Source organism: Orlajensenia leifsoniae (assembly GCF_004570845.1).
In the GTDB taxonomy this organism is placed as follows: Bacteria; Actinomycetota; Actinomycetes; order Actinomycetales; family Microbacteriaceae; genus Orlajensenia; species Orlajensenia leifsoniae.
In genome coordinates, this window is sequence record NZ_SPQZ01000003.1 from 622,153 (window position 1) to 648,738 (window position 26,586).

Below are 26,586 nucleotides of genomic sequence, written 5' to 3' on the forward strand. Positions count from 1 at the left end.
ATACCCGCCGGTCGAGACGGCGCGGTGGTTAGCCTTGGGTGTGCCCGAGAACCCGACCGCAGAGCAGAACCACGCAGAGAACCACGCAGCGCCCAACCCGACGAACGAGCTCAGCACGCACGGTGTGGGTCCCTGGCCGGGCGGCGAGGAGGAGTGGCCGGAGGGTGCGCACTTCGACTCGGAGCTGCTGCGCGACGGCGACACCCGCAACGTCATCGACCGCTACCGGTACTGGCGCATGGACGCCATCGTGGCCGATCTCGACGAGCACCGGCATCCGTTCCACGCGGCCATCGAGAACTGGCAGCACGACATGAACATCGGTTCCATCGTGCGCAGTGCCAACGCCTTCGCCGCCGACACCGTGCACATCGTGGGCCGCCGGCGCTGGAACAAGCGCGGTGCCATGGTCACCGACCGCTACCAGCACGTGCTGAACCACCCCGACGTCGCCGACCTCGTGGCGTGGGCGCGGGCGCACGAGCTGCCCATCATCGCGGTCGACAACGTGCCGGGCTCGGTCTCCATCGAGACCTTCGACTGGCCCGAGAGGTGCATCCTGCTCTTCGGGCAGGAGGGACCGGGCATGAGCGCCGAGGCTCTTGCCGCAGCGGATGCCGTCGTCGAGATCACGCAGTACGGGTCGACCCGCTCCATCAACGCCAGCGCGGCCGCTGCCGTCGCCATGCATTCGTGGGTCCTGCAGTGGGGATCTCGCCCCACCGGCACGGATTGAGTCGCGCCGTGCTGTAATGAGCACTATGGGTGGCGACGACTTCTGATGGACAGGCGCTTGCTCGACGAGCGCCTCGCCACCGTGCGCGTCACGGGCGGTTCGGTCCGCGGCGTGCGCGTCGGGCGCACCAGGGTCTGGCGTGGCATCCCGTACGCGGCTCCGCCTCTCGGACACCTGCGCTTCAGGTCGCCGACTCCGGTGCGGCCGTGGGCCGGCATCCGCGACGCCTCGAGCTACGGCCAGATCGCTCCGCAGCGAGTGCGCACCGGCCTCGGTCGTGCGCGCGCGACGGTCACCGGTGGTGAGGACTGTCTGACCGTCAACGTTCGCTCTCCCATCCTCGGTGCACGCGAGAAGGGTCCGCTGCCGGTGACGGTCTTCATCCATGGCGGGGGGTACAACTCGGGGTCCTCCCGCGACTTCTCCGGGCAGGGCGAGAGCTTCGTCGACAGTCGGCGGGTCGTCTACGTCAGCTTCAACTACAGGCTCGGCGCCCTGGGCTACCTCGACTTCACCCGCTACTCGACCTCCGCCCGCCGGTTCGACAACAACCTGGGCCTCCGCGACCAGCTCGCCCTGCTGCGCTGGGTGCAGGCCAACATCGCCGCGTTCGGCGGCGACCCGCACAACGTCACCGTCTTCGGTGAGTCGGCCGGAGGCAACGCCGTGACCACCCTCATGGCCACGCCGAGTGCTCACGGACTGTTCTCCAAGGCCATCGCCCAGAGCCCGCCTCCGGATGCCGTCTATGCGGCGGCCCGCACCGCTCAGTGGGCCGGGGAGTACGTCGAGCTGCTGCGCGTTGTCATGGCCGAGCGCGCAGCAGGGGTCGGCACCCCCGAACTCCTCGTCGCGGCGCCCGTCGACGACCTCATCGCCGCTGGCGTGCAGCTGCAGATCCGCACGCCCGATCTCTACCCCGGGGAGTTCTGCCTCGCGCCCGTCATCGACGCCGAGCTCGTGCCCGAGAGCCCGATGGCGGCCTTCGGCGCCGGTCGAGCCCTGCGCATCCCGCTCATCATCGGCACGAACGATCGCGAGGGATCGATCTTCCGCGGCCGCATCGACATCCTTCCGCGCAGCTCCGCGCGCATCGCAGCCCTGCTGGGACAGGCGTCGCCCGAGGTCGCGGATGCATTGCGCCGCGCCTATCCCGGGCTGCCCTCCCGTCGGCCGGCAGCCGATCTCGGCGGCGACTACGGGTTCTGGTTTCCCAGCACGCGGGTGGCCGACCTGCACTCCCGTCATGCGCCGGTCTTCGCCTACCGCTTCGACTTCGCGCCCCGCCTGCTTCGGCTGGTCGGTCTCGATGCCACCCACGGAGTCGAGATGTTCGCGCTCTTCGACAGGCTCGACGACCCTCTCGCCCGAGCCATGACGTCACTCGGAGGCAACGAGTCGTACGCGGCAGCCGGCGAGCGGATGCGGCGGCACTGGCTGGCCTTCGCCGAGAGCGGTGCGCCGGAGCCGCCGTGGCCGGGCTACGAGGAAGGCGAGCGCCGCACGCTGATCATCAGCGATCTCGACAGGGTCGAGGCCGATCCCCGGCGCGAGCGCCGCGAGGCGTGGGAGGGCTTCGGTCGTGCGCACGCCTCGGCCGCGGACGAGTCCGCACCTGAGCGCGAGCCGCCCGGACCCGGCCGATAGGGCAGAGGCTAGTCGGTGCCGAGATCGAAGGCCGAGCCCTCGTTGGCGGCATCCGTCGCCGCCTCGAGATCGGTCTCGGGGGATCCGGCCAGGATCTCCGACGCCTCGCCTGCGGTGAGATCTCCGACGAGAGCCGCCGTCGCGCCGCCGACGATGCCGAGGTGGGCGTACTGCTCGAGGCGGGCGCGGGAGTCCGCGATGTCGAGGTTGCGCATCGTCAGCTGGCCGATGCGGTCCTCCGGGCCGAAGGCGGCGTCGCCCACACGCTCCATCGAGAGCTTGTCGGGGTGGTAGCTGAGCGACGGTCCCGTGGTGTTCAGGATCGTGTAGTCGTCGCCGCGGCGCAGACGCAGCGTGACCTCGCCGGTGACGGCCGACGCGACCCACTTGACGATGGACTCGCGCAGCATGAGCGACTGCGGGTCGAGCCAGCGTCCCTCGTACATGAGGCGCCCGAGGCGGCGACCCTCGTTGTGGTAGTTCGCGATGGTGTCCTCGTTGTGGATCGCGTTGAGGAGCCGCTCGTAGGCGATGTGCAGCAGGGCCATGCCCGGTGCCTCGTAGATGCCGCGGCTCTTGGCCTCGATGATGCGGTTCTCGATCTGGTCCGAGACGCCGAGTCCGTGACGGCCGCCGATGCGGTTCGCCTCGAGCACCAGCTCGACGGCGTCGCCGCCGAAGTCGTCGCCGTTGAGCGCGACGGGACGTCCCTGCTCGAAACGCAGCACGACGTCCTCCGTCGCGATCTCGACCTCGGGGTCCCAGGAGGCGACGCCCATGATCGGCTCGACGCTCTCCACGCCGGTGTCGAGGTGCTCGAGGGTCTTGGCCTCGTGCGTGGCGCCCCAGATGTTGGAGTCGGTCGAGTACGCCTTCTCCACGGAGTCGCGGTAGGGCAGGTCGCGGTGGCTGAGCCACTCGCTCATCTCGGTGCGTCCGCCGAGTTCGGTGACGAAGTCGCGGTCGAGCCAGGGCTTGTAGATGCGCAGGCGCGGGTTGGCCATCAGGCCGTAGCGGTAGAACCGCTCGATGTCGTTGCCCTTGTAGGTCGATCCGTCGCCCCAGATGTCGACGCCGTCGTCCATCATGGCGCGTACGAGCAGGGTGCCCGTCACGGCGCGGCCGAGCGGCGTCGTGTTGAAGTAGGTCTTCCCGCCCGAGCGGATGTGGAACGCGCCGCACTGCAGTGCGACGAGTCCTTCCTCCACGAGAGCGGCGCGGCAGTCGACCAGTCGAGACAGCTCGGCACCGTACGCGATGGCGCGTCCGGGCACTGCCTGGACATCGGGCTCGTCGGGCTGGCCGAGGTCTGCGGTGTAGGTGCAGGGCACCGCGCCCTTCTCCCGCATCCAGGCGACGGCCACGGAGGTGTCGAGCCCTCCGGAGAATGCGATGCCGACGCGCTCGCCGACGGGAAGGGAGGTGAGGACCTTGGACATGCCTACGATTTTAGGGCGTCGCGGTGCCCTGGCTGCACCGCGACGGAATGAGCCCCGGTCAGGGGCCATTTGCGGGTATCGGAGGGCGATTCACCCACGTGCGGAATCAGTTGCGCGGATAACGCTTTCATGCGTGAAAACGGCGTCTCGCGACGAAATCCGTCGCGAAACCGGACAATGATGACCGGATGCAAAGGTGAGTGTCCCTCATAGTGGGGGTGTTCACGAGCCCCCGGACGGGGCACACTCTTCTCAGACCCGTTGTCATCACCGGCAACACCCGGGCGAGGTCGTGAAACCCGAATCCACGACCTCGCACCGGAGGGTCGTTCTCTGTTTAACGAGGGCAGTGCCTCCGCGCCTCCGGGCCGCCGGAAACCCGTGCGATAAGGTGGAGTGTGACCGGAGATAACCCGCCCTTCGTGGCATCCGCGCCCGACGCGGACGACTCTGACGAACCCCGCACCGACGACTCCGAGGTCGACGAAGACTCGGTGAACGAAGCCGCCGACGACGGCATCGGGACCGACGCTCCGTCGGATGATGAGCGGGCGGCATCCGTCGTCGTCTCCGATGACGAGGTCGTGCGCACGCTCATCTCCTCGGTGCATCGCGAGGCGCTGCCCGGCTTCGTCCTGGCGCACTCCACGTCGCCGCTCGCCTGGGCCGAGCTCGCCGACATCGCCCACTCCGAAGGGCGCGAGGTGGAGGCTTACGCCTACGCCACCGTCGCCCACCGCCGCGGACTCGAACTGCTCGAGGCAGCCGGCTGGACCGAGGGCGACCCCATCAGCTGGACGGATACCCCCAACCAGGCCGTGCTGCGCGCCGCCTACGCCCTGCGCCGCGCCGCGGCCGCCATCGGCCTGGTCTTCGAGGCCGACGCCCTGAGCGCGTTCCTCCTGTCGGCCGATCCCGACGCCATCGCCCGCATCGAGTCCGAGCACACGGCGACCCAGTTCATCACCATCATCCCGCCCGGAGCGACAGCCCCGGCCACCATGCCTCCGACGGAAGCCTTCGTCATTCGAGGAGAGGACTGACACCCATATGCCAGCCATCGTTCTGATCGGAGCCCAGTGGGGCGACGAGGGCAAGGGGAAGGCGACCGACCTGCTCGGTTCGCGTCTCGACTACGTCGTCAAGTTCAACGGCGGCAACAACGCCGGGCACACCGTCGTCATCGGCACGGAGAAGTACGCACTGCACCTGCTGCCCTCCGGCATCCTGAGCCCGAACGTGATCCCCGTGATCGCCAACGGCGTCGTCGTCGACATCGAGGTGCTGTTCGAGGAGCTCGACGCTCTCATCGCCCGGGGCGTCGACGTCTCGAAGCTCAAGGTGAGCGCCAACGCGCACATCATCACGGCCTACCACCGCACCATCGACAAGGTCACCGAGCGCTTCCTCGGCAAGCGCCAGATCGGCACCACCGGCCGCGGCATCGGCCCTGCCTACGCCGACAAGATCAACCGGGTCGGCCTCCGCATGCAGGACCTCTTCGACGAGAACATCCTGCGTCAGAAGGTCGAGGGGGCACTCGACAGCAAGAACCACCTGCTGGTGAAGATCTACAACCGTCGCGCGATCGAGGTCGAGGAGATCGTGCAGGAGCTGCTCGGGTACGCCGAGCGCCTGCGACCGATGGTCACCGACACCGCCCTGCTGCTGCACCGCGCCCTCGACGAGGGCAAGACCGTGCTGTTCGAGGGCGGCCAGGCCACCATGCTCGATGTCGACCACGGCACCTACCCGTTCGTCACCTCGTCCAACGCCACCTCGGGTGGGGCCGTCACGGGCTCGGGTGTCGCGCCGAACCGCATCGACCGCGTCATCGCCGTCATCAAGGCCTACACGACCCGCGTCGGCGCCGGTCCGTTCCCCACCGAACTGTTCGACGAGTGGGGCGACTTCCTCACGGAGAAGGGCTTCGAGTTCGGCACCACGACGGGCCGCAAGCGTCGCACGGGCTGGTACGACGCCCCGATCGCGCGCTACTCGGCGCGCATCAACGGCGTCACCGACTTCGTGCTCACGAAGCTCGACGTACTCACCGGCATCCCGAGCATCCCCGTCTGCGTCGCCTACGACGTCGACGGCGTGCGCCACGACGAGATTCCCGTGTCGCAGTCCGACTTCCACCACGCGACCCCCATCTACGAGGAGTTCCCCGGCTGGACCGAGGACATCACGACGGCGCGCACGTTCGAGGACCTGCCGAAGAACGCCCAGGACTACGTGCTGGCGCTCGAGGCCATGAGCGGTTCGCGCATCTCGGTGATCGGCGTCGGCCCCGGCCGCGACGAGATCGTCGTGCGTCACGACCTCATCGACTGAGCGTCTGACCGATCACCGGTGGACGGATGCTGATCGCAGGACCCCTCGCCGTGCTCGCCGTCGGCGGCCTGCTGGCCATCTGGGCGGCGCGGCGAGCGCTGAAGCGCCGCCGCCGGCCTAGCCGATGAGGCTGGGCCGCAGGTCGCGCAGGGTGCGGTGGTGCGTCATGCGCGTGACCCCGATGGCCGCGAGCGTGAAGGCCCCGACCAGCCAGAGCAGCAGCACGCCGACGTCGCTCCAGGCCGCAGCCGGGTTGCCGCCGTACATCGCCTGACGCAGGGCGTCGACCACGAAGCCCATCGGCAGCACGTGGTGCAGGGAGGCCAGCGGCCCGGGCAGGGTCTGCCACGGGAAGGTGCCGCCCGCGGTCACCAGCTGCAGCACCATGAGCACCAGGCCGAGGAACTGGCCCACGCTGCCGAGCCAGACGTTCAGCGCGAGCACGATCGCTGCGAAGGTCGCCGAGGCGAGGAGCATGATGCCGAGCATGCCGGCCGGGTTCTCGATCCTGAAGCCGAGCGCCCACGACAGCACGAGGTAGAGCGACGACATCTGCACGGCACCGAGCAGTGTGGGCGTGAGCCAGCCGGCGAGGGTCACCCGGATCGGCGAGTGCAGTGCCGTGACGGCGCGGCGCGAGACCGGCTTCACGATGAGGAACAGAGCGTAGATGCCGATCCAGCCGGCGAGGGCCGCGAAGAAGGGTGCGAGTCCGGCGCCGTAGCTCCCGGCACTCGTGACGGCGCCGGTCTCGAGGGTGACGGGGTCTGCGATGTTCGAGGCCTGGGCGTCGCGCGTGGCCTGAGTGCTGTCAGGGATCTTGTCGCGTCCTGCGAGGAGGCCGTCGCGCAGCTCGGCGGCGCCGGACTCGAGGGCGGGGAGCCCGTCGGCCAGGGTGGTCGCACCGCTGCTGAGCTGGGCGGCCCCGTCGGCGGCTGTCGCAGCGCCCGTCGCGAGCTGGGAGGCTCCGGATGCGGCCTCGCCGGTCTTCGCGGCGAGGGTGCTCGTTCCGGAGGCGAGCGTGCTCGCGCCGGCGGCCAGTTGCGTGGAGGCATCCGCCACCTGCTGCGTTCCATCGGCCACCTGGGTGGCGCCGGCGGAGAGCTGGTCGATCTGGCCGACCGTCGTCTGCACCGTGGAGTTCGCCTCCTGGATCCTGGTGTCGAGCGGGTCGAGCAGCGCCAGCGCCTCGTCGACCTTCGCCGGATCGGCTCCGGCGTCGATCAGGCGCTGACGGATGTCGGCCCTGGCCTGCGGCAGGGCCGCGGCGGCGTCGCCCACCCGTGCACCGAGCTCGTCGGCCTGCGCGGCGAGTGCGGCGTTTCCGTCCGCGACCTGGGCCGCGCCGGCGGCGGTCTGTGCCGCACCGTCGGAGAGCTGCGATGCTCCCGACGACAGCTGCGTGGCTCCGTCGGCGGCCTGGCCGGCGCCGGCCGAGAGCTGGGTGAGGCCGCTCGAGAGCGTCGCGGAGCCCGTGGCTAGCGTCCCGGTGCCCGTGGCGAGAGCAGCCGCGCCGTCGGCGAGCCGGGCGCTCCCGTCGACGGCCTGGGCGGCGCCATCCGTCAGCTGCGACGCGCCGTCGGCCGCATCGGCGAGCTTGCCGCGGATCTCGGACAGGGAGTCGAGGAAGGTGATGGCAGCGTTCTTGCCCACCGACTTCACGATCTGCGTCTGGATGGTCTTCACGGCCTGCTCGCCGATGGTGCTGGCGAGGTAGCTGTTGGCGTCGTTGGTGCTGAGCAGCACCTCGGCCTTGCGCGGGTCGTCGGTCGAGGACGACTCGAGGTCCGTGGTGAAGTCCGCGGGGAAGGTGACGCTGAAGTCGTAGGTCCCGTCGGCGACACCGGCCTCGGCGGTCTCGCTCGAGACCTCGTGCCAGTCGAAGGTGCCGGCATCGACGAGGTTCTCGGCCACGTCGTCGCCCTTGTTGCCGTCGGCGGCGCCGGTGTCGTCGACGACGAGCGCCACGGGGATCTCGGAGAGCTTGGCGTAGGGATCCTGGTTGGCCCAGAGGTAGAGGCCGCCGTAGATGACGGGAACGCACACCAGGGCGATGAGGGCGATGACCGACATGCGCGACGAGGTGAGACGACGCAGTTCGGCTGTGATCATCTGTGGAACCTTCATGCGGCACCTCCTTCGGTCTGTGGTGGGTTGGTCTGTGGTGGGTTGGTCTGTGGTGAATCGGTCTGTGGTGATTCGGCTGCCGGTGATGCGGTCGGCGGCGACTCGACCTGGCGGGACTCGCTCTCGAGCCTGGCGAGCAGCCCCTCGGCGCCGATCGCGGCCGCCGAGGCGTCACCGGCGATGACGAGCACCGCATAACCCCGAGCGGCGAGGGCCCGGGCGATGCGCCACCAGTCGAGCGGGTCGCCGCCGTGCCGGTCGGGCGCGGCGATCACGAGCCCCTCGACGCCGTCGCGCAGCACGGCGAGCTCGGTGAGGAGGCGGATGCGCACGGCCGGCGGCAGGTCGGCCATGCTCGTCTTCGCGTAGTCGCCGAGTTCCAGCTGCGCGAGGGTGAGCATCGCGTCACGACGGCTGCCCGGGAGGCCGGCGAACATCAGCTCCTCCATGACGACTCCCGTCACGGTGACGTCGGCTGCAGGGTCGCTCACGTCGGGCGCGTCGACGAGGGCGACACGAGTGCGCAGATCGGCGTTGTCGACGGCGCCGTCGATGAGCACGCGCCCGGTGTCGGGACGCATGCGGCCGGAGGCCAGGAGCCCCAGCACAGTGGGGCGGCGCTCGGTCTCGGCGCGGGCGAGAGTCGCGGCATCCGTCTCGAATCGCACGGTGGTCTCGGGGAGCGAGGAGCCGTTGCGGCCCTTGCTCACGCCGATGAGCTCGATCTTCATAGTGCTGCGTCCTCGGGGAGGGGGTGGTGGAGTTCCGGAGTGGCCTCGATCAGCTCGTTCGCCTCGCGCGCCGACAGCCCGGCCGTCGACAGGGCGATGAGCATGACGAGCCGGTGGCCGTCGTCACGGCTGAAGCCGCTCTCGGTGGCCTCGACGAGCACGGCGATGGCGGCCTGCTCGATGAGACGGCTGAGGGATGCGGCCGGGATGTCGTCGCGAATGGTTCCGGATGCCGCTCCTGCCGTCACGATCGACAGCAGGCGGCTGCGCACGGGAGCGAGGGCGGCGCCAACGACGGCGAGCGAGGGGCCGCGCACGGCGAGGCTCGCCAGCACGCGCACCTGCTCGACGGCATCCCAGAGGCGGGCACCGAGCAGGGCGAGGGCCACGCGGGCGTCGTCGCGGTCGACGTCGGCAGTCGCGGCGGCCAGGCGCAGGGCGCCGCGCTCGACCGAGGCCGCGACCAGGTCGTCGCGGGTGGCGAAGTGGCCGTAGATCGCGCGCCGGCTGAGTCCGGCCGCAGCGGCGATGGCCTCGAGCGACGCGTCGGGATCGGAGCCGAGGGCGGTGGTCGCCGCGTCGAGCAGGGCGGTGCGGTTCTCTTCGGCGTCTCGCCGGGGAGCCCGACGGGCGCCCACAGCGGTGGAGGTCATGCCTCGAGTGTAATAACTTGCACAGCGGTGTGCAAGTTATTGAGAACCAGCTGGGAGTGCGCCTGCTAGTCGGTGCCGACCGACTTGTCGGCCGCGTCCTTCGCGCCGTCGATCTGCGCCTCGAACTTGCCTCCGGTGACCTTGTTGGCGGCATCCGCCACCCCGGAGAGCAGCTTGTCGCTGATGTCCTCAGCCTGCTCGCTCTTCAGAGCACCCTTCACCTGATCACTGTTCAGGAACTCCTGGGCCTTCTTCGTCACGTCATCGAGTCCGGACATCACTGTCTCCATTCATCGTCGAGGGATTCTCTGTTCACGCTAGCCGTCGGATGCCGCGGGCGACAGGCTGGGGGGAACGTTCGGGCGCGGGTCGGCGGCGACTGCCAGAATCGGTGGATGACCGCAGTGCTTCCCCCCTTCGAGCCGATCTCCGGCCGCTTCATCCGGATCGAGCCGCTGACGCGCGCGCACCTGCCCGAGCTCTACGAGGCCCTCGCCCACCCCGAGGTCTTCGCCGGTGGGTTCGGTGGCGGTCCGGCCGGGTTCCGCGCCGATCGTGAGGGGTTCCTCGCCTGGGCCGAGCACGGCTACAGGTTCGACACCGAACTCGCCCAGCCCTACGGCATCCGTCTGGTCGGCGGGGAACACGATGGACTGCTCGTCGGATCGAGCACCCTGGCCGACTTCGATCTGCCCCTCGAGTCCACGCACATCGGCTGGACGGCCTACGACCCGCGTGTGTGGGGAACGGCCGTGAACCCCGAGGCGAAGCTGCTGCTGCTCGGGCGCGCGTTCGACAGCGGCTTCGGGCGGGTGAAGATCCAGGCCGATGCGCTCAACGACCGGTCACGGAGGGCCATCCTCAAGCTGGGCGCGCAGTTCGAGGGCATCGTGCGGCGCGAGCGCCCTCGGGCCGACGGCAGCTGGCGGGACACGGCGGTCTACTCGGTGATCATCGACGAGTGGCCGGCGGTACGCGCCGGACTGCTCGCCCGCCTCGACGCGTTGAGCGACCACCCGGTTAACCCCGCTCGCTGAGGGCCGAGCGAAGCGACCGCCCGAAGCGCATCAGGACGTCCGGGCCTCAGCGAGCGGTGGAAGGCCGTTCCGGCACGTGCAACCGTGCCAGCAGATGGTCGACCCCGCGCGGAACGCGACGCCGATCGAGCAGAGACACCAGCACTGTCACCCCGACGGCCAGGGGCACGGTCCACGCCGCCGGCAGCTCGAGCACTGTGCGCAGCGCGGGGACGGACTGTCCGATCGCCGGCCCGGCGAGGATCGCCGCTCCGCACAGCAGCGCTCCCGTCGTCATGCCGGCGATGGCGCCGCGCGCAGTGAGCCCGCGCCACCAGATGCCGAGCAGCAGCACCGGGCAGAGCGTCGACGCCGTGAAGGCGAACACCAGGCCGACGCTCCCCGCCAGTCCCGACGACGCCGTCACGAGCGCGAAACCGAGGGGCACCAGCGAGCAGGCGATCGCGGCGATCCTGAACCCGCGTACGCTGCCGCCCAGCAGCTCCTGGCTGATCACGCCGGCCAGCGAGACCACGAGCCCCGAGGTGGTCGACAGGAAGGCGCCGAAGGCGCCGGCGATGACGAGGGCTGTGACTGCATCGCCGACGAGGCCCGGCAGCATCCGACCGGGGAGGAGCAGCACGAGCGCGTCCGCGGTTCCGGAGTCGGCGATGTCGGGGGCGAAGGCTCGGCCCAGCAGGCCGATGATCACCGGGAAGAGATAGAACAGCGAGAGCAGCCCGAGCACGATGAGCGTGGTCGTGCGCGCGGCGTCGCCGTCGGGGTTCGTGTAGAAGCGCACGAGCACGTGCGGGAGGCCCATGGTGCCGAGCAGCAACGCCACGAGCAGGGAGACCGTGCGGTAGACATCGAGCGATTCCGGGCCGACGGATGCCGGGAACGCGTCGCCGGCATCGAGGGCGGTCGGCGCACCATCGGTCACGGCGAGCAGGATGAAGACAACCGGAACGGCGATGGCGACGAGCTTGAGCCAGAACTGGAACGCCTGCACGAAGGTGATCGAGCGCATGCCGCCGGCAGCGACGACGATGCCGACGATGACGGCCACGGCCACCGACCCCACCCAAGGAGGCAGGCCCGTCGTGATGTTGACCGTGAGCGCGGCCCCCTGCAGCTGCGGCACGATGTAGAACCAGCCGACCACGATGACGATCACGCTGGTGAGGCGCCGGGCCGAGCGCGACTCGAGTCTCGCCTCGACGAAGTCCGGGATCGTGTAGGCGCCGGAACGCCGCAGCGGCGCCGCCACGAACAGCAGCAGCATGAGGTAGCCCGCGGTGTAGCCGATGGGGAACAGCAACCCGCCGGAGCCCGACAGCAGGATGAGTCCGGCGATGCCGAGGAAGCTCGCAGCGGAGAGGTACTCTCCGCCGATGGCCGAGGCGTTCCACCACGGGCGCACGGTGCGGGAAGCCACGTAGAAGTCGCTCGTCGTGCGCGAGACCCTGAGGCCGTAGAAGCCGATGAGTGCCGTGGCCAGCGCGACGAGGGCGATGGAGACGTAGCCGAGCGCGGCGTTCACGAGTCTTCGGCCAGCGACCTGTAGCCGCTCTCGTTGCGGCGCGACGCCCGCCGGTAGAGCACGGCGATGACGAGCACCACGGGATAGGCGCCGAACGCCAGCACCAGCCACGGCAGCGGAACGCCCGCCCAGGTCGCGTCAGCGAGCAACGGCAGTGCCGACACGACGATGATCGCCGCGAGAGACACGACGAAGCCCAGCGCGCAGACCACGGCGAGCCGCAGCTGGGAGCGGATGAGGGAGCGGACGAACAGCCTGTCGGCCTCCGAGGGCTGCGGTCGAACCGCCGGGGTCGACCCCGTGCCGGTGGCCGGGCCGAGGGCGCCGAGGCTGCCGCGCGACGCGGCGGTCTGCGGTGCCGTCACCCGCACCCGCGGAAGCGGAGCCGGCAGGGGCACCGGTCCTGTCGAGCGCTCGGAGCCGGTCATGCAGTGGGGCGGATGCGGCGGGCCTCGAGGGTCTCGCGCAGGGTCGGCAGCAGACGGCGGCTCACCGGCAGTTCGGCGCCGTCGACGGTGACGGTGGGCGGCACGGCGCCGAGGCGGATGCGCGTGACGTGGGTGAGAGCCACCAGGTAGGAGCGATGGATGCGCACGAAACCGGCATCCGCCCACTGGCGTTCGAGGTCCGCCATCGGGATGCGCACGAGGTAGCTCGCCTCGGCCGTGTGCAGCCTGGCGTAGTCGCCCTGCGCCTGCACGTAGCGGATGTCGTCGCGCCGGACGATGCGGGTCGTGCCTCCGAGGCTCACCGAGATCATCGCGTCCTCGGTGTGGGGCGGCTGGTGCCCAGACACGGATGCGGCCCGCAGCGCGTCCAGCACCCGGGTGACCGAGCGCTCCAGACGCTCGGGGCGCAGCGGCTTCAGAAGGTAGTCGACGGCGGCGAGGTCGAACGCCTCCACGGCCCCCTCCTCGTCGGCCGTCACGAAGACGAGCGCCGGCGTGTGCTCGAAGCGGGCGAGCGCCCGAGCGAGGTCGAAGCCCGACAGGCCGGGCATGTGGATGTCGAGGAAGGCGGCGTCGATGCGCTCGGTGGAGAGCAGGCGCAGAGCCTCGGCTCCCGAGGAGGCGAGGTGGATCGAGCCGATGCGGGCGTCGCGGCGCAGCAGGAACGCCAGCTCGTCGAGGGCCGGCCTCTCGTCGTCGGCGATGAGCACGCTCATGTGGCGTCCGGTCATCGCACGCCTCCCATCGCCAGTTCGTGATGCGGCTGGGACTTCGGCACCCGCATCCGCACCAGCATCCCGCTGCCCACGTTGGTCTCCACGATCAGGCCGTACTCGTCGCCGTAGACCTGGCGCAGGCGGGCGTCGACGTTGCGCAGGCCGACGTGCTCGCTGGCGCCGCCGGCCAGCACCTCGGCGACCACGGCCGGATCGATGCCGACACCGTCGTCCTCCACGCTGATCTCGGCGAAGCCGCCGGCGTCGTCGGCGCTGATGGTGATGCGTCCGCCGGTCTCGCGTGACTCGAGCCCGTGGCGCACGGCGTTCTCCACGAGAGGCTGCACGCTGAGGAACGGGATCACCGTCGAGAGCACCTCGGGGGCGATCTGCAGGGTCACTGCCAGGCGCTCGCCGAAGCGTGCCCGTTCGAGCTGCAGGTAGCTGTGGATGCTGCGCAACTCCTCCGCCACCGTGGTGAAGTCGCCCTGCCTCCGGAAGGAGTACCGCGTGAAGTCCGCGAACTCGAGCACGAGCTCGCGGGCCTTGGCCGGGTCCGTGTTGATGAACGACGCGATGGCGTTGAGCGCGTTGTAGATGAAGTGGGGGCTGATCTGGGCGCGGAGTGCGCGCAGCTCCAGTTCGGCCAGCGCCGTGCGCGAGGCGTCGAGCTCGCCGAGCTCGAGCTGGGCCGAGACCCAGTCGGCCACCTCGCCCGTCGCCCGCACCAGGCCGGCCCGGGCGCGCGGAGCGAAGGCGATGACCGACCCTGTCACGGCACCGCCGCGGGTCACCGGTGCGACCACGGCATCGAGGTGCGTCCGCCCCGATCCGATGGCATCGCGCAGCAGCTGGGCGCGCCGCCCCGGAGTCGTCGCTGCCGCACTCGCCGCCAGCCGCTCGGCCTCGGCGCGCACGGTGTCATCGCCTCCGTCGAGCGCGAGGACGAGCGGCCCGTTCGTGATGGCGAGGGCCTCGCAGCCGAGCAGGGTGCGCAGAGGACGCGCCGCCTTGGCGGCATCGGCGGCATCGAAGCCGCCGCGGAGGTGCCCGGCAGCGCGGGACGCCAGGTGCAGGGTCGTGTACGTGGCGCGCTCGGCATCGGTGCCGAGCTCGCGCGATCCACGCACCAGCCGCCGGGCGAACGCGAAGGCAGCGGAGATCGCGACGCCGAGCAGGATTCCCGCGGCGCCGATCATCAACACTGACTCCGGCATTGCTTCAGACCCTAGCCGCTCAGCCTCCGTCGTTCACCGGCCGGCGGCATCCGCTCGTCGCAGGAAGCACCCCGTTCAGCGACGACGAACGGATGCCCCTCCCCAGTCGGGCCACCCGGCAGCAGAGTGGGCACGAACCGCAGCGGCGCGGCGCGCCCGCCCGTCGCTCCCCCCTCTCGAAGGAGAACGTCATGGGCAACGACGCCCCCAGTGCGGAGACGACGGAACCGACCGTCGACTTCCGCGCCGTTCAGCAGTCACCGGAGTTCCAACGCCTGCGGAGCCGCCACCGCCGCTTCGTCTTCCCCGTCACCATCGCGTGCCTGCTCTGGTACCTGGCCTACGTGCTGCTCGCCGGCTACGCGCACGACTTCATGTCGACGCCCGTCTTCGGCAGCATCAACATCGGCCTGCTGCTCGGCCTGGCCCAGATCGTCACGACCTTCGCCGTGACCATGTGGTACGTTAGCTTCGCCAACCGCCGCCTCGACCCGCTCTCGGCTGAACTCCGTGCCGAACTCGAGCCCGCGACGGGGGTGACCCGCTGATGCTGCACCTCGAGACCAGCGCATCGCCCGGCGAGCCGTGGCTGAACATCGCCATCTTCGGCGCCTTCGTGGCGATCACCCTCATCATCGTCTTCCGCGCCAGCCGCAACAACAAGACCGCGGCCGACTACTACGCGGCCGGACGCTCCTTCACCGGTGGCCAGAACGGTTCGGCCATCGCGGGTGACTACCTGTCGGCGGCATCCTTCCTCGGCATCGTCGGAGCCATCGCCATCACGGGCTACGACGGATTCCTCTACTCGATCGGCTTCCTCGTCGCCTGGCTGGTGGCGCTGCTCCTCGTCGCCGAACTCCTGCGCAACACCGGCCGCTACACGATGGCCGACGTGCTGTCGTTCCGGCTGAAGCAGCGCCCGGTGCGCATCGCGGCCGCCATCACCACCCTCGTGGTGTGCTTCTTCTACCTGCTCGCCCAGATGGCGGGAGCCGGCGGACTCGTCTCGCTGCTCCTCGGCATCAGCGACGGGGTCGGCCAGGCCGTCGTCATCACGGTGGTCGGCGCGCTCATGATCCTCTACGTGCTCATCGGCGGCATGAAGGGCACCACCTGGGTGCAGATCATCAAGGCCGTGCTGCTCATCGCGGGTGCCGGCGTGATGACGGTGTGGGTGCTGGCGCTGCACGGTTTCAACCTGTCGACTCTGCTCGAGCACGCCGTCGCCACGGCCGGAACCCCCGCCATCCTGGAGCCCGGCCTCAAGTACGGCGTGAGCGAGATCTCCAAGCTCGACTTCCTCTCGCTCGGTCTGGCGCTGGTGCTCGGAACCGCCGCCCTGCCGCACGTGCTGATGCGTTTCTACACGGTGCCGACGGCCAAGGAGGCGCGCAAGAGCGTGGTGTGGGCCATCTGGCTCATCGGCATCTTCTACGTGTTCACCCTCGTGCTCGGCTACGGTGCCGCCGCCCTCATCGGTGCCGACGTCATCGCTGCAGCTCCGGGAGGCGCGAACTCGGCCGCTCCGCTGCTCGCCTTCGAGCTCGGCGGTCCGATCCTGCTCGGGCTGATCTCGGCCATAGCCTTCGCGACGATCCTCGCGGTGGTCGCCGGTCTGACCATCACGGCCGCGGCATCCTTCGCCCATGACATCTACGCGAGCGTCATCAAGAAGGGCAAGGCCGAGCCCGGGTCCGAGGTGAAGGTCGCGCGCCGCACCGTCGTCGTGATCGGCATCGTCGCGATCATCGGCGGCATCGGGGCCAACGGGCAGAACGTGGCGTTCCTGGTGGCGCTGGCGTTCGCCATCGCGGCATCCGCGAATCTGCCGACCATCCTCTACTCGCTGTTCTGGAAGCGCTTCACCACACGCGGGGCGGTGTGGAGCATGTACGGCGGTCTCATCTCGGCGATCGTGCTCATCATCTTCTCGCCGGTCGTCTCCGGCAACGAGACGGCCATGATCAAGGGCGCCGACTTCGACGTCTTCCCGTTGTCGAACCCCGGCATCGTTTCGATCCCGTTGGCGTTCTTCCTCGGTTGGCTCGGCACCGTGCTCGACAAGAACCTCGAGTCTCCCGAGAAGCAGGCCGAGATGGAGGTGCGCTCGCTCACCGGTGTCGGTGCCGAGAAGGCGACCGAACACTAGGGAACGGATGCCGGCAGCCATCCTTCGGCGGATTCCGGACAGCGTGCTCCCGCACGTCGTCCGGGGTCCGCCGTCGGCCGTAGTGTCGGGGGAGTGAAGACGCGCGGCACTCTCGGTATCTGGCTCCAGTTCCTCGGCATGGGGGTCATCTGGGGCTCGAGCTTCCTCTTCATGAAGGTGGCCCTCGAGGGTGTCGGCTTCGGGCAGGTCGCCTGGTCCCGCCTGGTGCTCGGTGGCATCGTGCTCGGCGTCATCGTCCTGATCATGCGACCCCGCATCGACGGCGGCCCTGTGCTGCCGCGCGATCCGGCCGTCTGGCTGCACTTCGTGGTCATCGCGATCAGCGGCTGCGTCGTGCCCTTCCTGCTCTTCGCCTGGGCCGAGCAGTACGTCTCGTCGAGCCTCGCCTCCATCTACAACGCCGTCACACCCATCACGACGGCCATCATGGCGACCGCCGTGTTCAGGGTCGAGAAGCTCGCGCGCGACCAGGTGTTGGGCGTGATCATCGGCGTCGTCGGGGTCGTCGTCATCATCGGGCCGTGGGCGTACGCCGCGATCACCGGCGATCTCTGGGGGCAGTTCGCCTGCCTGGGTTCGGCGATCAGCTACGGCTTCACGTTCGGCTACACCCGCCGCTTCCTGAGCGGGCGACCGATAGCCGGAGCGACCTTCGCGTTCATCAACATCGGCATCGGCGGGGTCATCATGCTGCTGCTGACCCCGATCGTGGCCGTCGGGCCCGTCGCACTCGACTGGCCCGTCACGCTGAGCCTGATCGCCCTCGGCGCCCTCGGCACCGGGGTCGTCTACATCTGGAACATCAACGTCCTGCGGGCCTGGGGCCCGACCAACGCGTCGACGGTCACCTACGTCACGCCGGTCGTCGGTGTCGTGCTCGGGGTGCTCGTTCTGGGCGAGACCTTCTCCTGGCACGAGCCGGTGGGGGCTCTGCTCGTGTTCCTCGGCATCCTGCTCACTCAGAAGCGGCTGAGGGTCTTCGCACCCCCCGCGCCGGCATCCATCCCCTCGCGCTGAACTCGTTCCCCGCGCGCATCCGGCTTCCGACAGACTGGTGCCGGATGGGAGCGCGCATGACCGAGCAGCCGCAGTCGACGACGGGCAAGCCCTTCGGCAGACTCCGCGCCGGTTTCACCCGCAAGACCGTCGGCCGCGATGCCGTGGCCGGTCTCGTTCTCGGTGTCGAGAGCGTTCCCGACGGCCTGGCGGCCGGCCTGCTCGCCGGCCTGAACCCCGTGTCCGGTCTGTACGCCTACCTCTTCGGCATGGTGGGTGCCGCCGTCTTCACCAGCAGCTCCTTCATGGCCGTCCAGGCGACGGGGGCCATGTCGCTCGTGGTGGCCGACGCCGCGATCCTGTCGCGACCCGATCCCGCTGGAGCTCTCGTCACCCTCGGCATGCTGACCGGCGTCATCATGGTGGTCGCCGGCCTCCTCAAGGGCGGACGACTCCTGCGCTTCGTTCCGACCGCGGTCATGACGGGCTTCATCACGGCGGTCGGCGTGAACATCGTGTTGGGTCAGCTGGGCAATTTCACCGGCTACGCCGCTCGGGGCGACGGCCGCGTCCAACGCACCCTCGATCTGCTGCTGCACATCGGCGGTATCAGCTGGCCCACCCTCCTCGTCGGGGTTCTGACCATCGGCGGCATCGTCCTGTTGCAGCGCACACCTCTCAAGGCGATGGGGATGGTGGTGGCCGTCATCCTCGGATCGGCGCTCGCCGTGCTGTTCACCGACGTCCTCGGCCTGCCCGTCGCCCTCGTGCGCGACATCACCGACGTGCCTTCGGGTCTTCCCGGCCCGGTGCTGCCCGATCTCGACCAGGTCGTGCCGCTGTTCGTGCCTGCCCTCTCCCTCGCCCTCGTCGGCCTCGTGCAGGGAGCCGCGGTCTCCGGCGCCTTCCGCAACGTCAATGGCCGCACGGCCGATGCGTCGCGCGACTTCATCGGCCAGGGCGCCGGCAATCTGCTCTCGGGGCTGTTCCAGGGGTCACCCGTGGGTGGGTCGATGTCGGGGTCGGCCCTCATCGTGGCGGCCGGCGCCCGGTCGCGCCTCGCATTCTTCATCGCCAGCGGGGTGATGGCGCTGGTCGTCCTCACGCTGTCGGGGCTCGTGGGCTTCGTCGCGATGCCGGCACTCGCCGCCCTTCTCATCGTGGTGGGCGTCGCCACGGTCAAGCCGGCCAAGATCACCTCCGTCGCGCGCACCGGTCCCGTGCAGACGATCGTCATGGCGACCACCTTCGTGCTCACGATCGTCATCCCGCTGCAGTTCGCGGTGCTCTTCGGCGTGGGCCTCGGCATCATCCTGTATGTCGCGTCGCAGTCGAATCGACTGCGCCTGGTGCGGCTGGAGTTCGCGGAGGGGCGACGGATGCGCGAGACCGAGCCGCCGGGAACCCTCCCGGGCGCCGACGTCGTCGTGCTGCAGCCCTATGGCAGCCTGTTCTTCGCGAGCGCACCCACGTTCTCAGCCGGACTTCCCATGGTGACGGCCGAGAGCACCGGCTCCGTCGTGGTCATCCGCCTCCGCGGAGTCGACGAGATCGGGCTCTCGCTCATCGACGTGCTGCGCGGCTACGCCACCCGCCTGCAGTCGCGTGGTTCGCTGCTCAAACTGGTGGTGAGCAACGACCACGTGCTGCGCCAGCTGCAGCACGAGAACGTCAGCACCCTCATCGGCCAGGAGAATCTCTACCGCAGCACCGAGTGGGTCGGAGACACGGTCTTGCGGGCCGTCGCCGATGCCGAGGCCTACGTCGCGGACCAGCAGTCGGGCGGTGTCGCGGCCGACGACTCGCGGCAGTGACTCGTAATAGGGTCGAGACATGCCTGAAGCCACGACGCCGGATGCCGAACGCGAGGCCGCTCTCGCCGAGCTCGGCGGCATCCGTCAGTCCATCGACAACATCGATGCAGCCCTGGTGCACCTGCTGGCCGAGCGTTTCAAGTTCACGCAGCAGGTCGGGCGGTTGAAGGCGGCGCACGAGCTGCCCGCCGCAGACCCCGAGCGAGAGAAGCGCCAGATCACACGGTTGCGTGCCCTGGCCGTCGATGCGAACCTCGACCCGGCCTTCGCAGAGAAGTGGTTCAACTTCGTGGTGGCCGAGGTCATCCACCACCACGAGCGCATCGCCAGCGACGCCGCGACGACCGACGCGGCCGGCGACGCCTCGTGACCTGGGACCCGCGCCACATCCCCTCCCAGTCCGGTAAGACCTTCGTGGTCACCGGCGCGAACGCCGGTGTGGGGTTCTTCGCGGCCGCGCAGCTCGCCGTCGCGGGAGCCTCCGTCGTCCTCGCCTGTCGCAACGACGAGCGAGCGGATGCCGCAGCACGGGCGATCCGCACCCGGGCGCCGCACTCGACCGTCGGCACCCTGCGCCTCGACGTCTCCGACCTCTCCTCGGTCGCCGCGGCCTCCGACGCCATCGTGGCCCTGCCGAGACTCGACGGCCTCATCGCCAACGCCGGCATCGTGCATCCGCCCCGCGATCGCGAGGTCAGCCTCGACGGCAACGAGCTCGTCTTCGCCACCAACTACCTGGGCCACTTCGCCCTCGTGAACCGCCTGCTGCCCGCTGTCGACCGCACGCCCGGCGCACGGGTCGTGCTGCTCGGCTCGATCGCGGCCAGGCTCACCCGCTCGGCGCTCGACGACCTGCAGCTCGCCGGCAGCTACGACTCGTGGACGGCCTATGCGCAGTCGAAGCTCGAGGTGGAGTCGTTCGGTTTCGAACTCGATCGGCGTCTGCGTGCCACCGGCAGCACGACGCAGGCTCTCGTGGTGCAGCCCGGCTACTCGGTCGGCGGCCTCAGCCCCCGCGTTCCGGGCGTGAACGAGCCGAGCCGGGCGAAGCGTTTCGGTGACGCGCTGCAGGGCCTCTGGGCACAGGGCAAGGACCGGGGTGCGTGGCCCGTGGTGCGCGCGGCGACCGATCCCGCGGCGCAGGGCGGCTGGTACTTCGGGCCGAGCCTGCTCACCCAGGGCGCGCCGGTGCGGCGGCAGCCCATCAAGGCTTCGACGGATCCGGCGATCGGCGCGCGGCTGTGGGAGCGGACAGAGGCGATCCTCGCCGGATGATGCGGATGAGCCCGATCACACGGACTTGACCCAGCGGCCCCACTCGTCCTGGCGGTGGTAGCCGGCCGATCGCCAGATGCGCTGCCCGAGCTCGTTCCCGTCGAGCACCATCGCATCGATGCGGGTCGCCCCGAGCAGGATGAGGCGCTTCTCGGCGGCATCCAGCAGCGCGCGTCCGATGCCGTGGCGGCGCAGGGTCGGATCGACGGCGAGGCGGTAGAGGTGGAACCTCCAGCCGTCCCAGCCGGCGATGATCGAGCCGACGATGCTGTTGCCGATGGTCGCGACGATCAGCGCATCCGGATCCCGCTCGATCTGTCGACGCACGGCGTCGGCACTGTCGGCCGGTCGGGCGTCGTTCTCGGCGGCACGGGCCCAGAACGCCAGCAGGGCTGGGATGTCGGCCTCGGTGGCGGCGCGCAGGGGATACGGATCCACGGCACGATCCTGTCAGACCGCCGACGATTCGGGTGTCATCGCGGCCATGCCCTATCGCGGGTCGTGGCGCTCGGGCACGATGGGGAGATGATCTCCCGCGAGCTCGCCGCCGAACTGCGCACAGCCGGCCTGCTCTGGCGGCCGGAGTCCGGCGACAGATTCCAGATCGACATCCCCGACCTCGACGACGACATCTTCACCGTGAGCGAGATGACCATCGAGGCGCAGCACCACCCGACGGGGACGGTTCTCGGATTCAACGGCACCACGGAATGGGCTCTCGATTCGCTGCCGTTGACGGATGCCGTCTGGCTGCCTCGCGAGGACCAGCTGCGCGAGCTCCTCCGCTCCAGGTTCCGGGCTCTCCGCCGCCTGCCGGACAGCTTCGAGGTGACGATCGAGCTCGACGGCGCCGAGAGGAGTTTCGAGCATCCGGAGCCGGCCGAGGCCTACGGTCAGGCGCTTCTCGTGGTGATAGCCCGAGCGACGGCCTGACTCCAGCCCCCCCCGGGCCCCGCTCGCTGAGGCTCGGACGAAGTCCGCGGTCGAAGCGCATTCGCTCCCAGCAGCCCCCCCCGCTCGCAGAGCAACGGGAGCGCAGCGACCGCCGCGAAGCGGAGGGACCGGCGCAGGCCTCAGAACCCGAACACCGTCACCGGCTCCAGCGTCTCGTCGCGCACCGCCTCGAGCACGGCCAGTTCATGGGGAACCACCTGTTCCGGCAGTGCATCGAGCGCGAACCAGCGCAGATCGCTCGCCTTGTCCTCCTGCAGGGCCGGGTCGCCCGTCCACCGCGCGCACGCGAAGAACACATCGAGCCTCTCGTCGATGGCCGCGCCGGTTCCCCCGGTGCGGTGCATCACGGTGAGCGTCACGAGATCGCGCACCTCCACGCCCACGCCGAGCTCCTCGAGGGTCTCGCGCGTGGCAGCGGCCAACAGGGTCTCCCCCTGCTCGACGTGTCCGGCGGCCCCGGCAGCCCAGTAGCCGTCGTAGTAGCCGGTGTCCGAACGTCGCTGCAACAGCACCTCGTCGCCCCGGCGCAGCACGACGTACGCGGCCGGAATCACGGCGAAGCGCCCGTGCTCGCCGGCGTAGGCCTCGCTGTAGTCCTCGACCGCAGCCACGATCAGCCCGCCGCGAGAGGAGCGACGATGCCGAGCTTGCCCTCGGCCGTGGCGATCGCCGTGCGAACATCGGTGCCCGCGGAGCACTGGCCGCTCACGCCGACGGCAGCATCCACCGAGCTGAACACCCGCAGCAGCACGAACCAAGCCGAGCCGTCCTGGCCGCCGGCACTCAGCAGGAGTGCCTCGGTCGGGTCGTCGCCGCCGGCGAACTGGTGCACCTGGGCGTTGTCCTCGACGACCTGCAGGTCCTCCTGCAGTACCGCGGCGAGGTAGGAGCGCGTCGCGTCGAGGTCGTCGGTCTGCCCGGTCAGCTCGTCGGGCAGCATCACCTGGCTGAGGGTGATGGTGCAGGCATCGTCCGTCGAGGTGTACCCCCACGACCCCGTGCCGTCGTCGGGGCTGGTCAGGGTCCACCGGGAGTCCGAGACGAGGCCGTCGGCGATCTGCGGAAGCTCGTCTCCCGCGAAACGCGGGTTCGCGGCGAAGGACAGCGGGGAGTCCGCGGCGTCGGCCGCCGCGTCATCCGACGCGTCACCATCGGCCGACGCCTCGGGCGCCGGAGCTGTCGTCGTCGGTGCGGCATCCGGGTCCGTCGCCGGCGCGCAGGCCGAGAGGAGCAGGGCGATCGCGAGAGCCGCCGTGCCTGCGAGGCCTGCCCGGCGGCCCGGCATCAGTACCCGACGACGGGGCCGAAGGCGTCGGCGAGCGGGGCGCGGTTCGTCGTCCGCAGCTCGTCGATCGACACGCTGAAGGCGTCCTGCACCTCGAGGGCGCCGAGCTCGGCATCCGTCACGCCGATGCGCAGCACCGGGTAGTCGCGGCCGTCGCAGAGCCCGCGGAACTTCACGTCGTCCTCGCGCGGCACCGTCACGATCACGCGGCCGGCCGACTCCGAGAACAGGGCCGTCGCGGCGTCGATGCCGTCGCGCTCGATGATGTCGCCGAGCCAGACGCGAGCGCCCAGGCCGAAGCGCAGCACGCTCTCGGAGAGCGCGACGCCGAGGCCGCCGTCGGAGAGGTCGTGGGCGCTGTCGATGAGGCCCTCGACGGCTGCGGCACGCAGCAGCTCGCCAAGGCGCTTCTCACCGGCCAGGTCGACCTGGGGCGGCAGGCCGCCGAGGTGACCGTGCACGACATCGGCCCAGGCCGAGCCGTCGAGCTCCTCGCGTGTGGTGCCGAGCAGGTAGATGTTGTGGCCCTCGTCCTGCCAGCCCGACGGGATGCGGCGGGCGACGTCGTCGATCACGCCGAGCACGGCCACGACGGGAGTCGGGTGGATCGGCACGTCGCCGGTCTGGTTGTAGAAGGAGACGTTGCCGCCCGTCACGGGGATCTCGAGCTCGAGGCATCCGTCGGCCAGACCCGTCACGGCCTCGGAGAACTGCCACATGACCTCGGGGTTCTCGGGGGAGCCGAAGTTCAGGCAGTCCGAGATGGCCACGGGAACGGCACCGGATGCCGCCACGTTGCGGTACGCCTCGGCCAGCGCGAGTCGCGCTCCCTGGCGCGGGTCGAGCTGGCAGTAGCGGCCGTTGGCATCCGTCGCCACCGAGAAGCCGAGTCCGGACTCCTCGTCGACGCGCACCATGCCGGCGTCGTCGGGATAGCTGAGCGCGGTGTTTCCGAGGACGTACTTGTCGTACTGGCTCGTGATCCACGACGCGTCGGCAAGGTTCGCGCTGCCCATGAGCTGCAGCAGCTGGGCGCGGAGCGCCGGGCCGTCGGACGAGCGGGGGAGAGCGGATGCCGAATCCGCCTGCAGCGCGTCGATCCACGTCGGGTACGCGACCGGACGGTCGTAGACCGGGCCGTCGACGGCGACGGTGCGCGGGTCGACGTCGACGATCACGCCGCCCTGCCACTCGATGATCAGGCGGCCGGTGTCGGTGACCTCGCCGAGCACGCTGGTCTCGACGTCCCACTTGGAGGTGACCGCGAGGAAGCCCTCGAGCTTGTCGGGGTGCACGACGGCCATCATGCGCTCCTGGCTCTCCGACATGAGGATCTCCTCGGCGTTCAGCGACGGGTCGCGCAGCAGAACGTTGTCGAGGGTGATGTGCATGCCGCCGTCGCCGTTCGAGGCCAGCTCCGAGGTGGCGCAGCTGATGCCGGCGGCGCCCAGGTCCTGGATGCCCTCCACGAGCTCGCCGCGGTACAGCTCGAGGCAGCACTCGATGAGCACCTTCTCGGCGAACGGGTCGCCCACCTGCACGGCGGGACGCTTGGTCGGGCCGCCCTCGGCGAAGGTGTCCGAGGCGAGGATGGATGCTCCGCCGATGCCGTCGCCGCCGGTGCGAGCGCCGAAGAGCACGACCTTGTTGCCCACGCCGCGGGCGTTGGCGAGGTGGAGGTCCTCGTGGCGCAGCACGCCGACCGCGAGGGCGTTGACGAGGGGGTTCGCCTGGTAGACGGAGTCGAACCAGGTCTCGCCGCCGATGTTCGGCAGGCCGAGGCAGTTGCCGTAGAAGGAGATGCCCGAGACCACACCGTGCACGACGCGCGCGGTGTCGGGGTGGTCGATCGCACCGAAGCGGAGCGCGTCCATCACGGCGACAGGGCGGGCGCCCATCGAGATGATGTCGCGCACGATGCCGCCGACGCCGGTGGCCGCGCCCTGGAACGGCTCGATGTAGGAGGGGTGGTTGTGCGACTCGATCTTGAAGGTGACGGCCCAGCCCTCACCGACGTCGACGACGCCGGCGTTCTCGCCCATGCCCACCATGAGGTTCTTCTTCATGGCGGGCGAGACCTTCTGGCCGAACTGGCGCAGGTAGTTCTTGGAGCTCTTGTAAGAGCAGTGCTCGCTCCACATCACGGAGTACATGGCGAGCTCGCCGCTGGTGGGGCGGCGCCCCAGGATGTCGCGGATGCTCTGGTACTCGTCGGGCTTCAGCCCGAGAGCCGCGTATGGCTGCTCCTTCTCAGGTGTGGCAGCCGCGTTCTCGACGGTGTCGAGCACGGGCACGGTGGGAGTGGAAGGCGTGGTGGTCACGGGTGGCGAACTCCAGAAGAAGGGGGACGCTTCGACCGGGCCCGGCGCGTGGCGCGGGCGATCTCAGCGGGACAGCCTGACGAGCCCAGTCTACCGTTGGCGCGCGAGGCTCGATCCGTCGTTCCCGGTCGCTGAGGGCCGGCCGCCGGCCGCGGCCGAAGCGTGCGCCGGGTTAGCCTGACTGCGTGAGCAACCCGACTGCAGCTGAACAGGTGTCCGCACGGATCCACGTGATCCCCGACTTCCCCGAAGCGGGCATCCAGTTCCAGGACCTGACTCCAGTCTTCTCGGATGCCGCAGCCTTCAAGGTCATGTGCGAGGCGCTGGTGGCGCCGTTCGCCGGGAGGTTCGACATCCTGGGCGGACTGGAGGCTCGCGGCTTCATCATCGCCGGCGGTGCTTCGATCCTGACCGGTGCCGGAGTGCTGCCGGTGCGGAAAGCCGGCAAGCTCCCCCGTCGCGTCATCACCGAGACCTATGAACTGGAATACGGCGTCGCGAGCCTCGAGGTGCACGAGGACGAACTCCCCGCCGGATCCCGGGTGCTCGTGATCGACGACGTGCTGGCTACAGGGGGCACGGCGCAGGCCGCCTGCAGGCTCATCGAACGTGCCGGCTGGAACGTCGCGGGCGTCGCAGTGACGCTCGAGCTCGAGGGCCTGGGCGGCCGCGAGCAGCTCTCCGACTACGAGGTCTTCAGTCTCCTGCGGGCCTGATCCCCGGAATTCAGAGGGACACCCGAGCGACACGCCCGGGCGACAAGCCTGATTTGCGGCGGACGTTCCAGCGACGTAAATTATTACTCATCACCCCAAAGGTGCGGCAGAGCGCCAAGGTTCATCAGAATCGTGCTCGCCGGCCTCAAGTGGGGATCACCCCCTGGAACACACAGACGAAAAGTCTTCGGACTACATCTGCGTCAGGGGTTCACCCGCTCTCGTACAAGCGTCACGCTTCGAGTCGCGAAGGTCGAGTCAGTCCGAATCAGGACGCTCGATCCGCCGCGAAACACTCGATTTGACAGCGAGAACGAGACGGGTAATATAGAGAAGTTGCCTTCGAGTTGATCGCCTTTGGGTGTGAAGCGGGGAGCATCCGATCCTTGAGAACTCAACAGCGTGCACAATGTCAAATGCCAAAAACCTCGTGCAGTTTGA

At 69.7% G+C, this 26,586-nt stretch carries 26 protein-coding genes; 13 read left to right on the top strand and 13 right to left on the bottom strand.

The genetic code is table 11. The features are described 5' to 3' along the window. Window positions 1-40 precede the first annotated feature (40 nt). Entirely contained in the window at window positions 41-736 is a 696-nt protein-coding gene (locus E4M00_RS10845) for a TrmH family RNA methyltransferase (protein ID WP_135120494.1), read from the top strand. A gap of 45 nt (window positions 737-781) precedes the next feature. After that, window positions 782-2,383: a carboxylesterase/lipase family protein gene (locus E4M00_RS10850; protein ID WP_135120495.1), complete on the top strand. Its 1,602-nt coding sequence runs from the start codon at window positions 782-784 to the stop codon at window positions 2,381-2,383. Window positions 2,384-2,391: 8 nt separating this feature from the next. Here the strand turns inward: E4M00_RS10850 and argG are convergent, their stop codons facing one another. Beyond that, complete coding sequence (argG, locus tag E4M00_RS10855) at window positions 2,392-3,822, bottom strand: argininosuccinate synthase (RefSeq protein ID WP_135120496.1); 1,431 nt, start codon at window positions 3,820-3,822, stop codon at window positions 2,392-2,394. Window positions 3,823-4,220: 398 nt separating this feature from the next. On the opposite strand from argG, the gene E4M00_RS10860 reads away from it, so the two are divergent. Both E4M00_RS10860 and E4M00_RS10865 read left to right on the top strand, forming a co-directional pair. Next, complete coding sequence (locus tag E4M00_RS10860; RefSeq protein ID WP_167756870.1) at window positions 4,221-4,865, top strand: DUF3151 family protein; 645 nt, start codon at window positions 4,221-4,223, stop codon at window positions 4,863-4,865. Window positions 4,866-4,872: 7 nt separating this feature from the next. Then, window positions 4,873-6,159, top strand: a complete 1,287-nt coding sequence (locus E4M00_RS10865) for an adenylosuccinate synthase (protein ID WP_135120498.1) — start codon at window positions 4,873-4,875, stop codon at window positions 6,157-6,159. Window positions 6,160-6,276: 117 nt separating this feature from the next. On the opposite strand, the gene E4M00_RS10870 is transcribed toward E4M00_RS10865, so the two are convergent. The 4 genes from E4M00_RS10870 to E4M00_RS10885 form a co-directional block, all read right to left on the bottom strand. Further along, window positions 6,277-8,286: a YhgE/Pip domain-containing protein gene (locus E4M00_RS10870; protein ID WP_135120499.1), complete on the bottom strand. Its 2,010-nt coding sequence runs from the start codon at window positions 8,284-8,286 to the stop codon at window positions 6,277-6,279. Then, entirely contained in the window at window positions 8,283-9,017 is a 735-nt protein-coding gene (locus E4M00_RS10875) for a hypothetical protein (protein WP_193555575.1), read from the bottom strand. The genes E4M00_RS10870 and E4M00_RS10875 overlap by 4 nt, the downstream gene beginning before the upstream one ends. Beyond that, the gene (locus tag E4M00_RS10880; RefSeq protein WP_135120500.1) at window positions 9,014-9,670 is read right to left on the bottom strand and encodes a TetR/AcrR family transcriptional regulator; all 657 of its coding nucleotides are present in this window, start codon (window positions 9,668-9,670) and stop codon (window positions 9,014-9,016) included. Before E4M00_RS10880 ends, E4M00_RS10875 begins: the two co-directional genes overlap by 4 nt. Before the next feature lie 65 nt (window positions 9,671-9,735). Beyond that, window positions 9,736-9,948 carry an Rv0909 family putative TA system antitoxin gene (locus E4M00_RS10885; RefSeq protein WP_135120501.1) on the bottom strand — a complete coding sequence of 71 codons (213 nt, stop codon included), beginning with the start codon at window positions 9,946-9,948 and terminating at the stop codon, window positions 9,736-9,738. 117 nt (window positions 9,949-10,065) lie between these two features. Here E4M00_RS10885 and E4M00_RS10890 point away from each other — a divergent pair, with 117 nt between their 5' ends. Further along, window positions 10,066-10,707 (top strand): GNAT family N-acetyltransferase, encoded by a 642-nt coding sequence (locus E4M00_RS10890; RefSeq protein ID WP_135120502.1) that lies wholly within the window; start codon window positions 10,066-10,068, stop codon window positions 10,705-10,707. 46 nt (window positions 10,708-10,753) lie between these two features. On the opposite strand, the gene E4M00_RS10895 is transcribed toward E4M00_RS10890, so the two are convergent. Genes E4M00_RS10895 through E4M00_RS10910 form a run of 4 tightly spaced genes read right to left on the bottom strand, consistent with a single transcriptional unit; the run spans window position 10,754 to window position 14,611 of the window. Further along, window positions 10,754-12,229: a sodium/solute symporter gene (locus E4M00_RS10895; protein ID WP_135120503.1), complete on the bottom strand. Its 1,476-nt coding sequence runs from the start codon at window positions 12,227-12,229 to the stop codon at window positions 10,754-10,756. Continuing rightward, window positions 12,226-12,657 (bottom strand): hypothetical protein, encoded by a 432-nt coding sequence (locus E4M00_RS10900; protein WP_135120504.1) that lies wholly within the window; start codon window positions 12,655-12,657, stop codon window positions 12,226-12,228. The genes E4M00_RS10895 and E4M00_RS10900 overlap by 4 nt, the downstream gene beginning before the upstream one ends. Next, entirely contained in the window at window positions 12,654-13,409 is a 756-nt protein-coding gene (locus tag E4M00_RS10905; protein ID WP_240037024.1) for a LytR/AlgR family response regulator transcription factor, read from the bottom strand. Before E4M00_RS10905 ends, E4M00_RS10900 begins: the two co-directional genes overlap by 4 nt. Continuing rightward, entirely contained in the window at window positions 13,406-14,611 is a 1,206-nt protein-coding gene (locus E4M00_RS10910; protein ID WP_135120505.1) for a sensor histidine kinase, read from the bottom strand. Before E4M00_RS10910 ends, E4M00_RS10905 begins: the two co-directional genes overlap by 4 nt. Before the next feature lie 191 nt (window positions 14,612-14,802). Between E4M00_RS10910 and E4M00_RS10915 the strand changes: the two genes are divergently transcribed. The 6 genes from E4M00_RS10915 (at window position 14,803) to E4M00_RS10940 (ending at window position 20,869) form a co-directional block, all read left to right on the top strand. Further along, entirely contained in the window at window positions 14,803-15,159 is a 357-nt protein-coding gene (locus E4M00_RS10915) for a DUF485 domain-containing protein (protein WP_135120506.1), read from the top strand. Then, window positions 15,159-16,763 carry a monocarboxylic acid transporter gene (locus tag E4M00_RS10920; protein WP_135120507.1) on the top strand — a complete coding sequence of 535 codons (1,605 nt, stop codon included), beginning with the start codon at window positions 15,159-15,161 and terminating at the stop codon, window positions 16,761-16,763. The genes E4M00_RS10915 and E4M00_RS10920 overlap by 1 nt, the downstream gene beginning before the upstream one ends. Before the next feature lie 138 nt (window positions 16,764-16,901). Then, window positions 16,902-17,801, top strand: a complete 900-nt coding sequence (locus E4M00_RS10925; RefSeq protein WP_135120583.1) for a DMT family transporter — start codon at window positions 16,902-16,904, stop codon at window positions 17,799-17,801. A gap of 56 nt (window positions 17,802-17,857) precedes the next feature. Beyond that, window positions 17,858-19,594: a SulP family inorganic anion transporter gene (locus E4M00_RS10930; protein ID WP_135120508.1), complete on the top strand. Its 1,737-nt coding sequence runs from the start codon at window positions 17,858-17,860 to the stop codon at window positions 19,592-19,594. A gap of 19 nt (window positions 19,595-19,613) precedes the next feature. Beyond that, complete coding sequence (locus E4M00_RS10935) at window positions 19,614-19,964, top strand: chorismate mutase (protein WP_135120509.1); 351 nt, start codon at window positions 19,614-19,616, stop codon at window positions 19,962-19,964. Then, on the top strand, window positions 19,961-20,869 hold the full coding sequence (locus E4M00_RS10940) for an SDR family NAD(P)-dependent oxidoreductase (RefSeq protein ID WP_135120510.1): 909 nt from the start codon (window positions 19,961-19,963) through the stop codon (window positions 20,867-20,869). The genes E4M00_RS10935 and E4M00_RS10940 overlap by 4 nt, the downstream gene beginning before the upstream one ends. 15 nt (window positions 20,870-20,884) lie before the next feature. Here E4M00_RS10940 and E4M00_RS10945 read toward each other — a convergent pair whose 3' ends face one another. Next, the gene (locus E4M00_RS10945) at window positions 20,885-21,307 is read right to left on the bottom strand and encodes a GNAT family N-acetyltransferase (RefSeq protein WP_135120511.1); all 423 of its coding nucleotides are present in this window, start codon (window positions 21,305-21,307) and stop codon (window positions 20,885-20,887) included. An 87-nt stretch (window positions 21,308-21,394) separates the two neighbouring features. Between E4M00_RS10945 and E4M00_RS10950 the strand changes: the two genes are divergently transcribed. After that, the gene (locus E4M00_RS10950; protein ID WP_135120512.1) at window positions 21,395-21,802 is read left to right on the top strand and encodes a pilus assembly protein CpaE; all 408 of its coding nucleotides are present in this window, start codon (window positions 21,395-21,397) and stop codon (window positions 21,800-21,802) included. A gap of 140 nt (window positions 21,803-21,942) precedes the next feature. Here the strand turns inward: E4M00_RS10950 and E4M00_RS10955 are convergent, their stop codons facing one another. From E4M00_RS10955 to purL, 3 genes are read right to left on the bottom strand one after another with little or no spacing between them, the layout of a single operon-like run. Next, on the bottom strand, window positions 21,943-22,434 hold the full coding sequence (locus E4M00_RS10955; protein WP_135120513.1) for an NUDIX domain-containing protein: 492 nt from the start codon (window positions 22,432-22,434) through the stop codon (window positions 21,943-21,945). Window positions 22,435-22,436: 2 nt separating this feature from the next. After that, window positions 22,437-23,108, bottom strand: coding sequence for a hypothetical protein (locus E4M00_RS10960; RefSeq protein WP_135120514.1), 672 nt, complete (start codon window positions 23,106-23,108; stop codon window positions 22,437-22,439). Continuing rightward, window positions 23,108-25,429, bottom strand: a complete 2,322-nt coding sequence (gene purL / locus E4M00_RS10965; RefSeq protein ID WP_135120515.1) for a phosphoribosylformylglycinamidine synthase subunit PurL — start codon at window positions 25,427-25,429, stop codon at window positions 23,108-23,110. Before purL ends, E4M00_RS10960 begins: the two co-directional genes overlap by 1 nt. A 185-nt stretch (window positions 25,430-25,614) precedes the next feature. Between purL and E4M00_RS10970 the strand changes: the two genes are divergently transcribed. Then, the gene (locus E4M00_RS10970; RefSeq protein WP_135120516.1) at window positions 25,615-26,145 is read left to right on the top strand and encodes an adenine phosphoribosyltransferase; all 531 of its coding nucleotides are present in this window, start codon (window positions 25,615-25,617) and stop codon (window positions 26,143-26,145) included. Window positions 26,146-26,586: the final 441 nt, after the last annotated feature.

Bases quoted from the DNA above. Each gene is read 5' to 3' on its own strand.
- E4M00_RS10850 (WP_135120495.1), top strand. From the start codon at position 782: ATGGACAGGCGCTTGCTCGACGAGCGCCTCGCCACCGTGCGCGTCACG.
- argG (WP_135120496.1), bottom strand. From the start codon at position 3,822: ATGTCCAAGGTCCTCACCTCCCTTCCCGTCGGCGAGCGCGTCGGCATC.
- E4M00_RS10865 (WP_135120498.1), top strand. From the start codon at position 4,873: ATGCCAGCCATCGTTCTGATCGGAGCCCAGTGGGGCGACGAGGGCAAG.
- E4M00_RS10870 (WP_135120499.1), bottom strand. From the start codon at position 8,286: ATGAAGGTTCCACAGATGATCACAGCCGAACTGCGTCGTCTCACCTCG.
- E4M00_RS10875 (WP_193555575.1), bottom strand. From the start codon at position 9,017: ATGAAGATCGAGCTCATCGGCGTGAGCAAGGGCCGCAACGGCTCCTCG.
- E4M00_RS10880 (WP_135120500.1), bottom strand. From the start codon at position 9,670: ATGACCTCCACCGCTGTGGGCGCCCGTCGGGCTCCCCGGCGAGACGCC.
- E4M00_RS10885 (WP_135120501.1), bottom strand. From the start codon at position 9,948: ATGTCCGGACTCGATGACGTGACGAAGAAGGCCCAGGAGTTCCTGAAC.
- E4M00_RS10890 (WP_135120502.1), top strand. From the start codon at position 10,066: ATGACCGCAGTGCTTCCCCCCTTCGAGCCGATCTCCGGCCGCTTCATC.
- E4M00_RS10900 (WP_135120504.1), bottom strand. From the start codon at position 12,657: ATGACCGGCTCCGAGCGCTCGACAGGACCGGTGCCCCTGCCGGCTCCG.
- E4M00_RS10905 (WP_240037024.1), bottom strand. From the start codon at position 13,409: ATGACCGGACGCCACATGAGCGTGCTCATCGCCGACGACGAGAGGCCG.
- E4M00_RS10910 (WP_135120505.1), bottom strand. From the start codon at position 14,611: ATGCCGGAGTCAGTGTTGATGATCGGCGCCGCGGGAATCCTGCTCGGC.
- E4M00_RS10915 (WP_135120506.1), top strand. From the start codon at position 14,803: ATGGGCAACGACGCCCCCAGTGCGGAGACGACGGAACCGACCGTCGAC.
- E4M00_RS10920 (WP_135120507.1), top strand. From the start codon at position 15,159: ATGCTGCACCTCGAGACCAGCGCATCGCCCGGCGAGCCGTGGCTGAAC.
- E4M00_RS10925 (WP_135120583.1), top strand. From the start codon at position 16,902: ATGGGGGTCATCTGGGGCTCGAGCTTCCTCTTCATGAAGGTGGCCCTC.
- E4M00_RS10930 (WP_135120508.1), top strand. From the start codon at position 17,858: ATGACCGAGCAGCCGCAGTCGACGACGGGCAAGCCCTTCGGCAGACTC.
- E4M00_RS10935 (WP_135120509.1), top strand. From the start codon at position 19,614: ATGCCTGAAGCCACGACGCCGGATGCCGAACGCGAGGCCGCTCTCGCC.
- E4M00_RS10950 (WP_135120512.1), top strand. From the start codon at position 21,395: ATGATCTCCCGCGAGCTCGCCGCCGAACTGCGCACAGCCGGCCTGCTC.
- E4M00_RS10960 (WP_135120514.1), bottom strand. From the start codon at position 23,108: ATGCCGGGCCGCCGGGCAGGCCTCGCAGGCACGGCGGCTCTCGCGATC.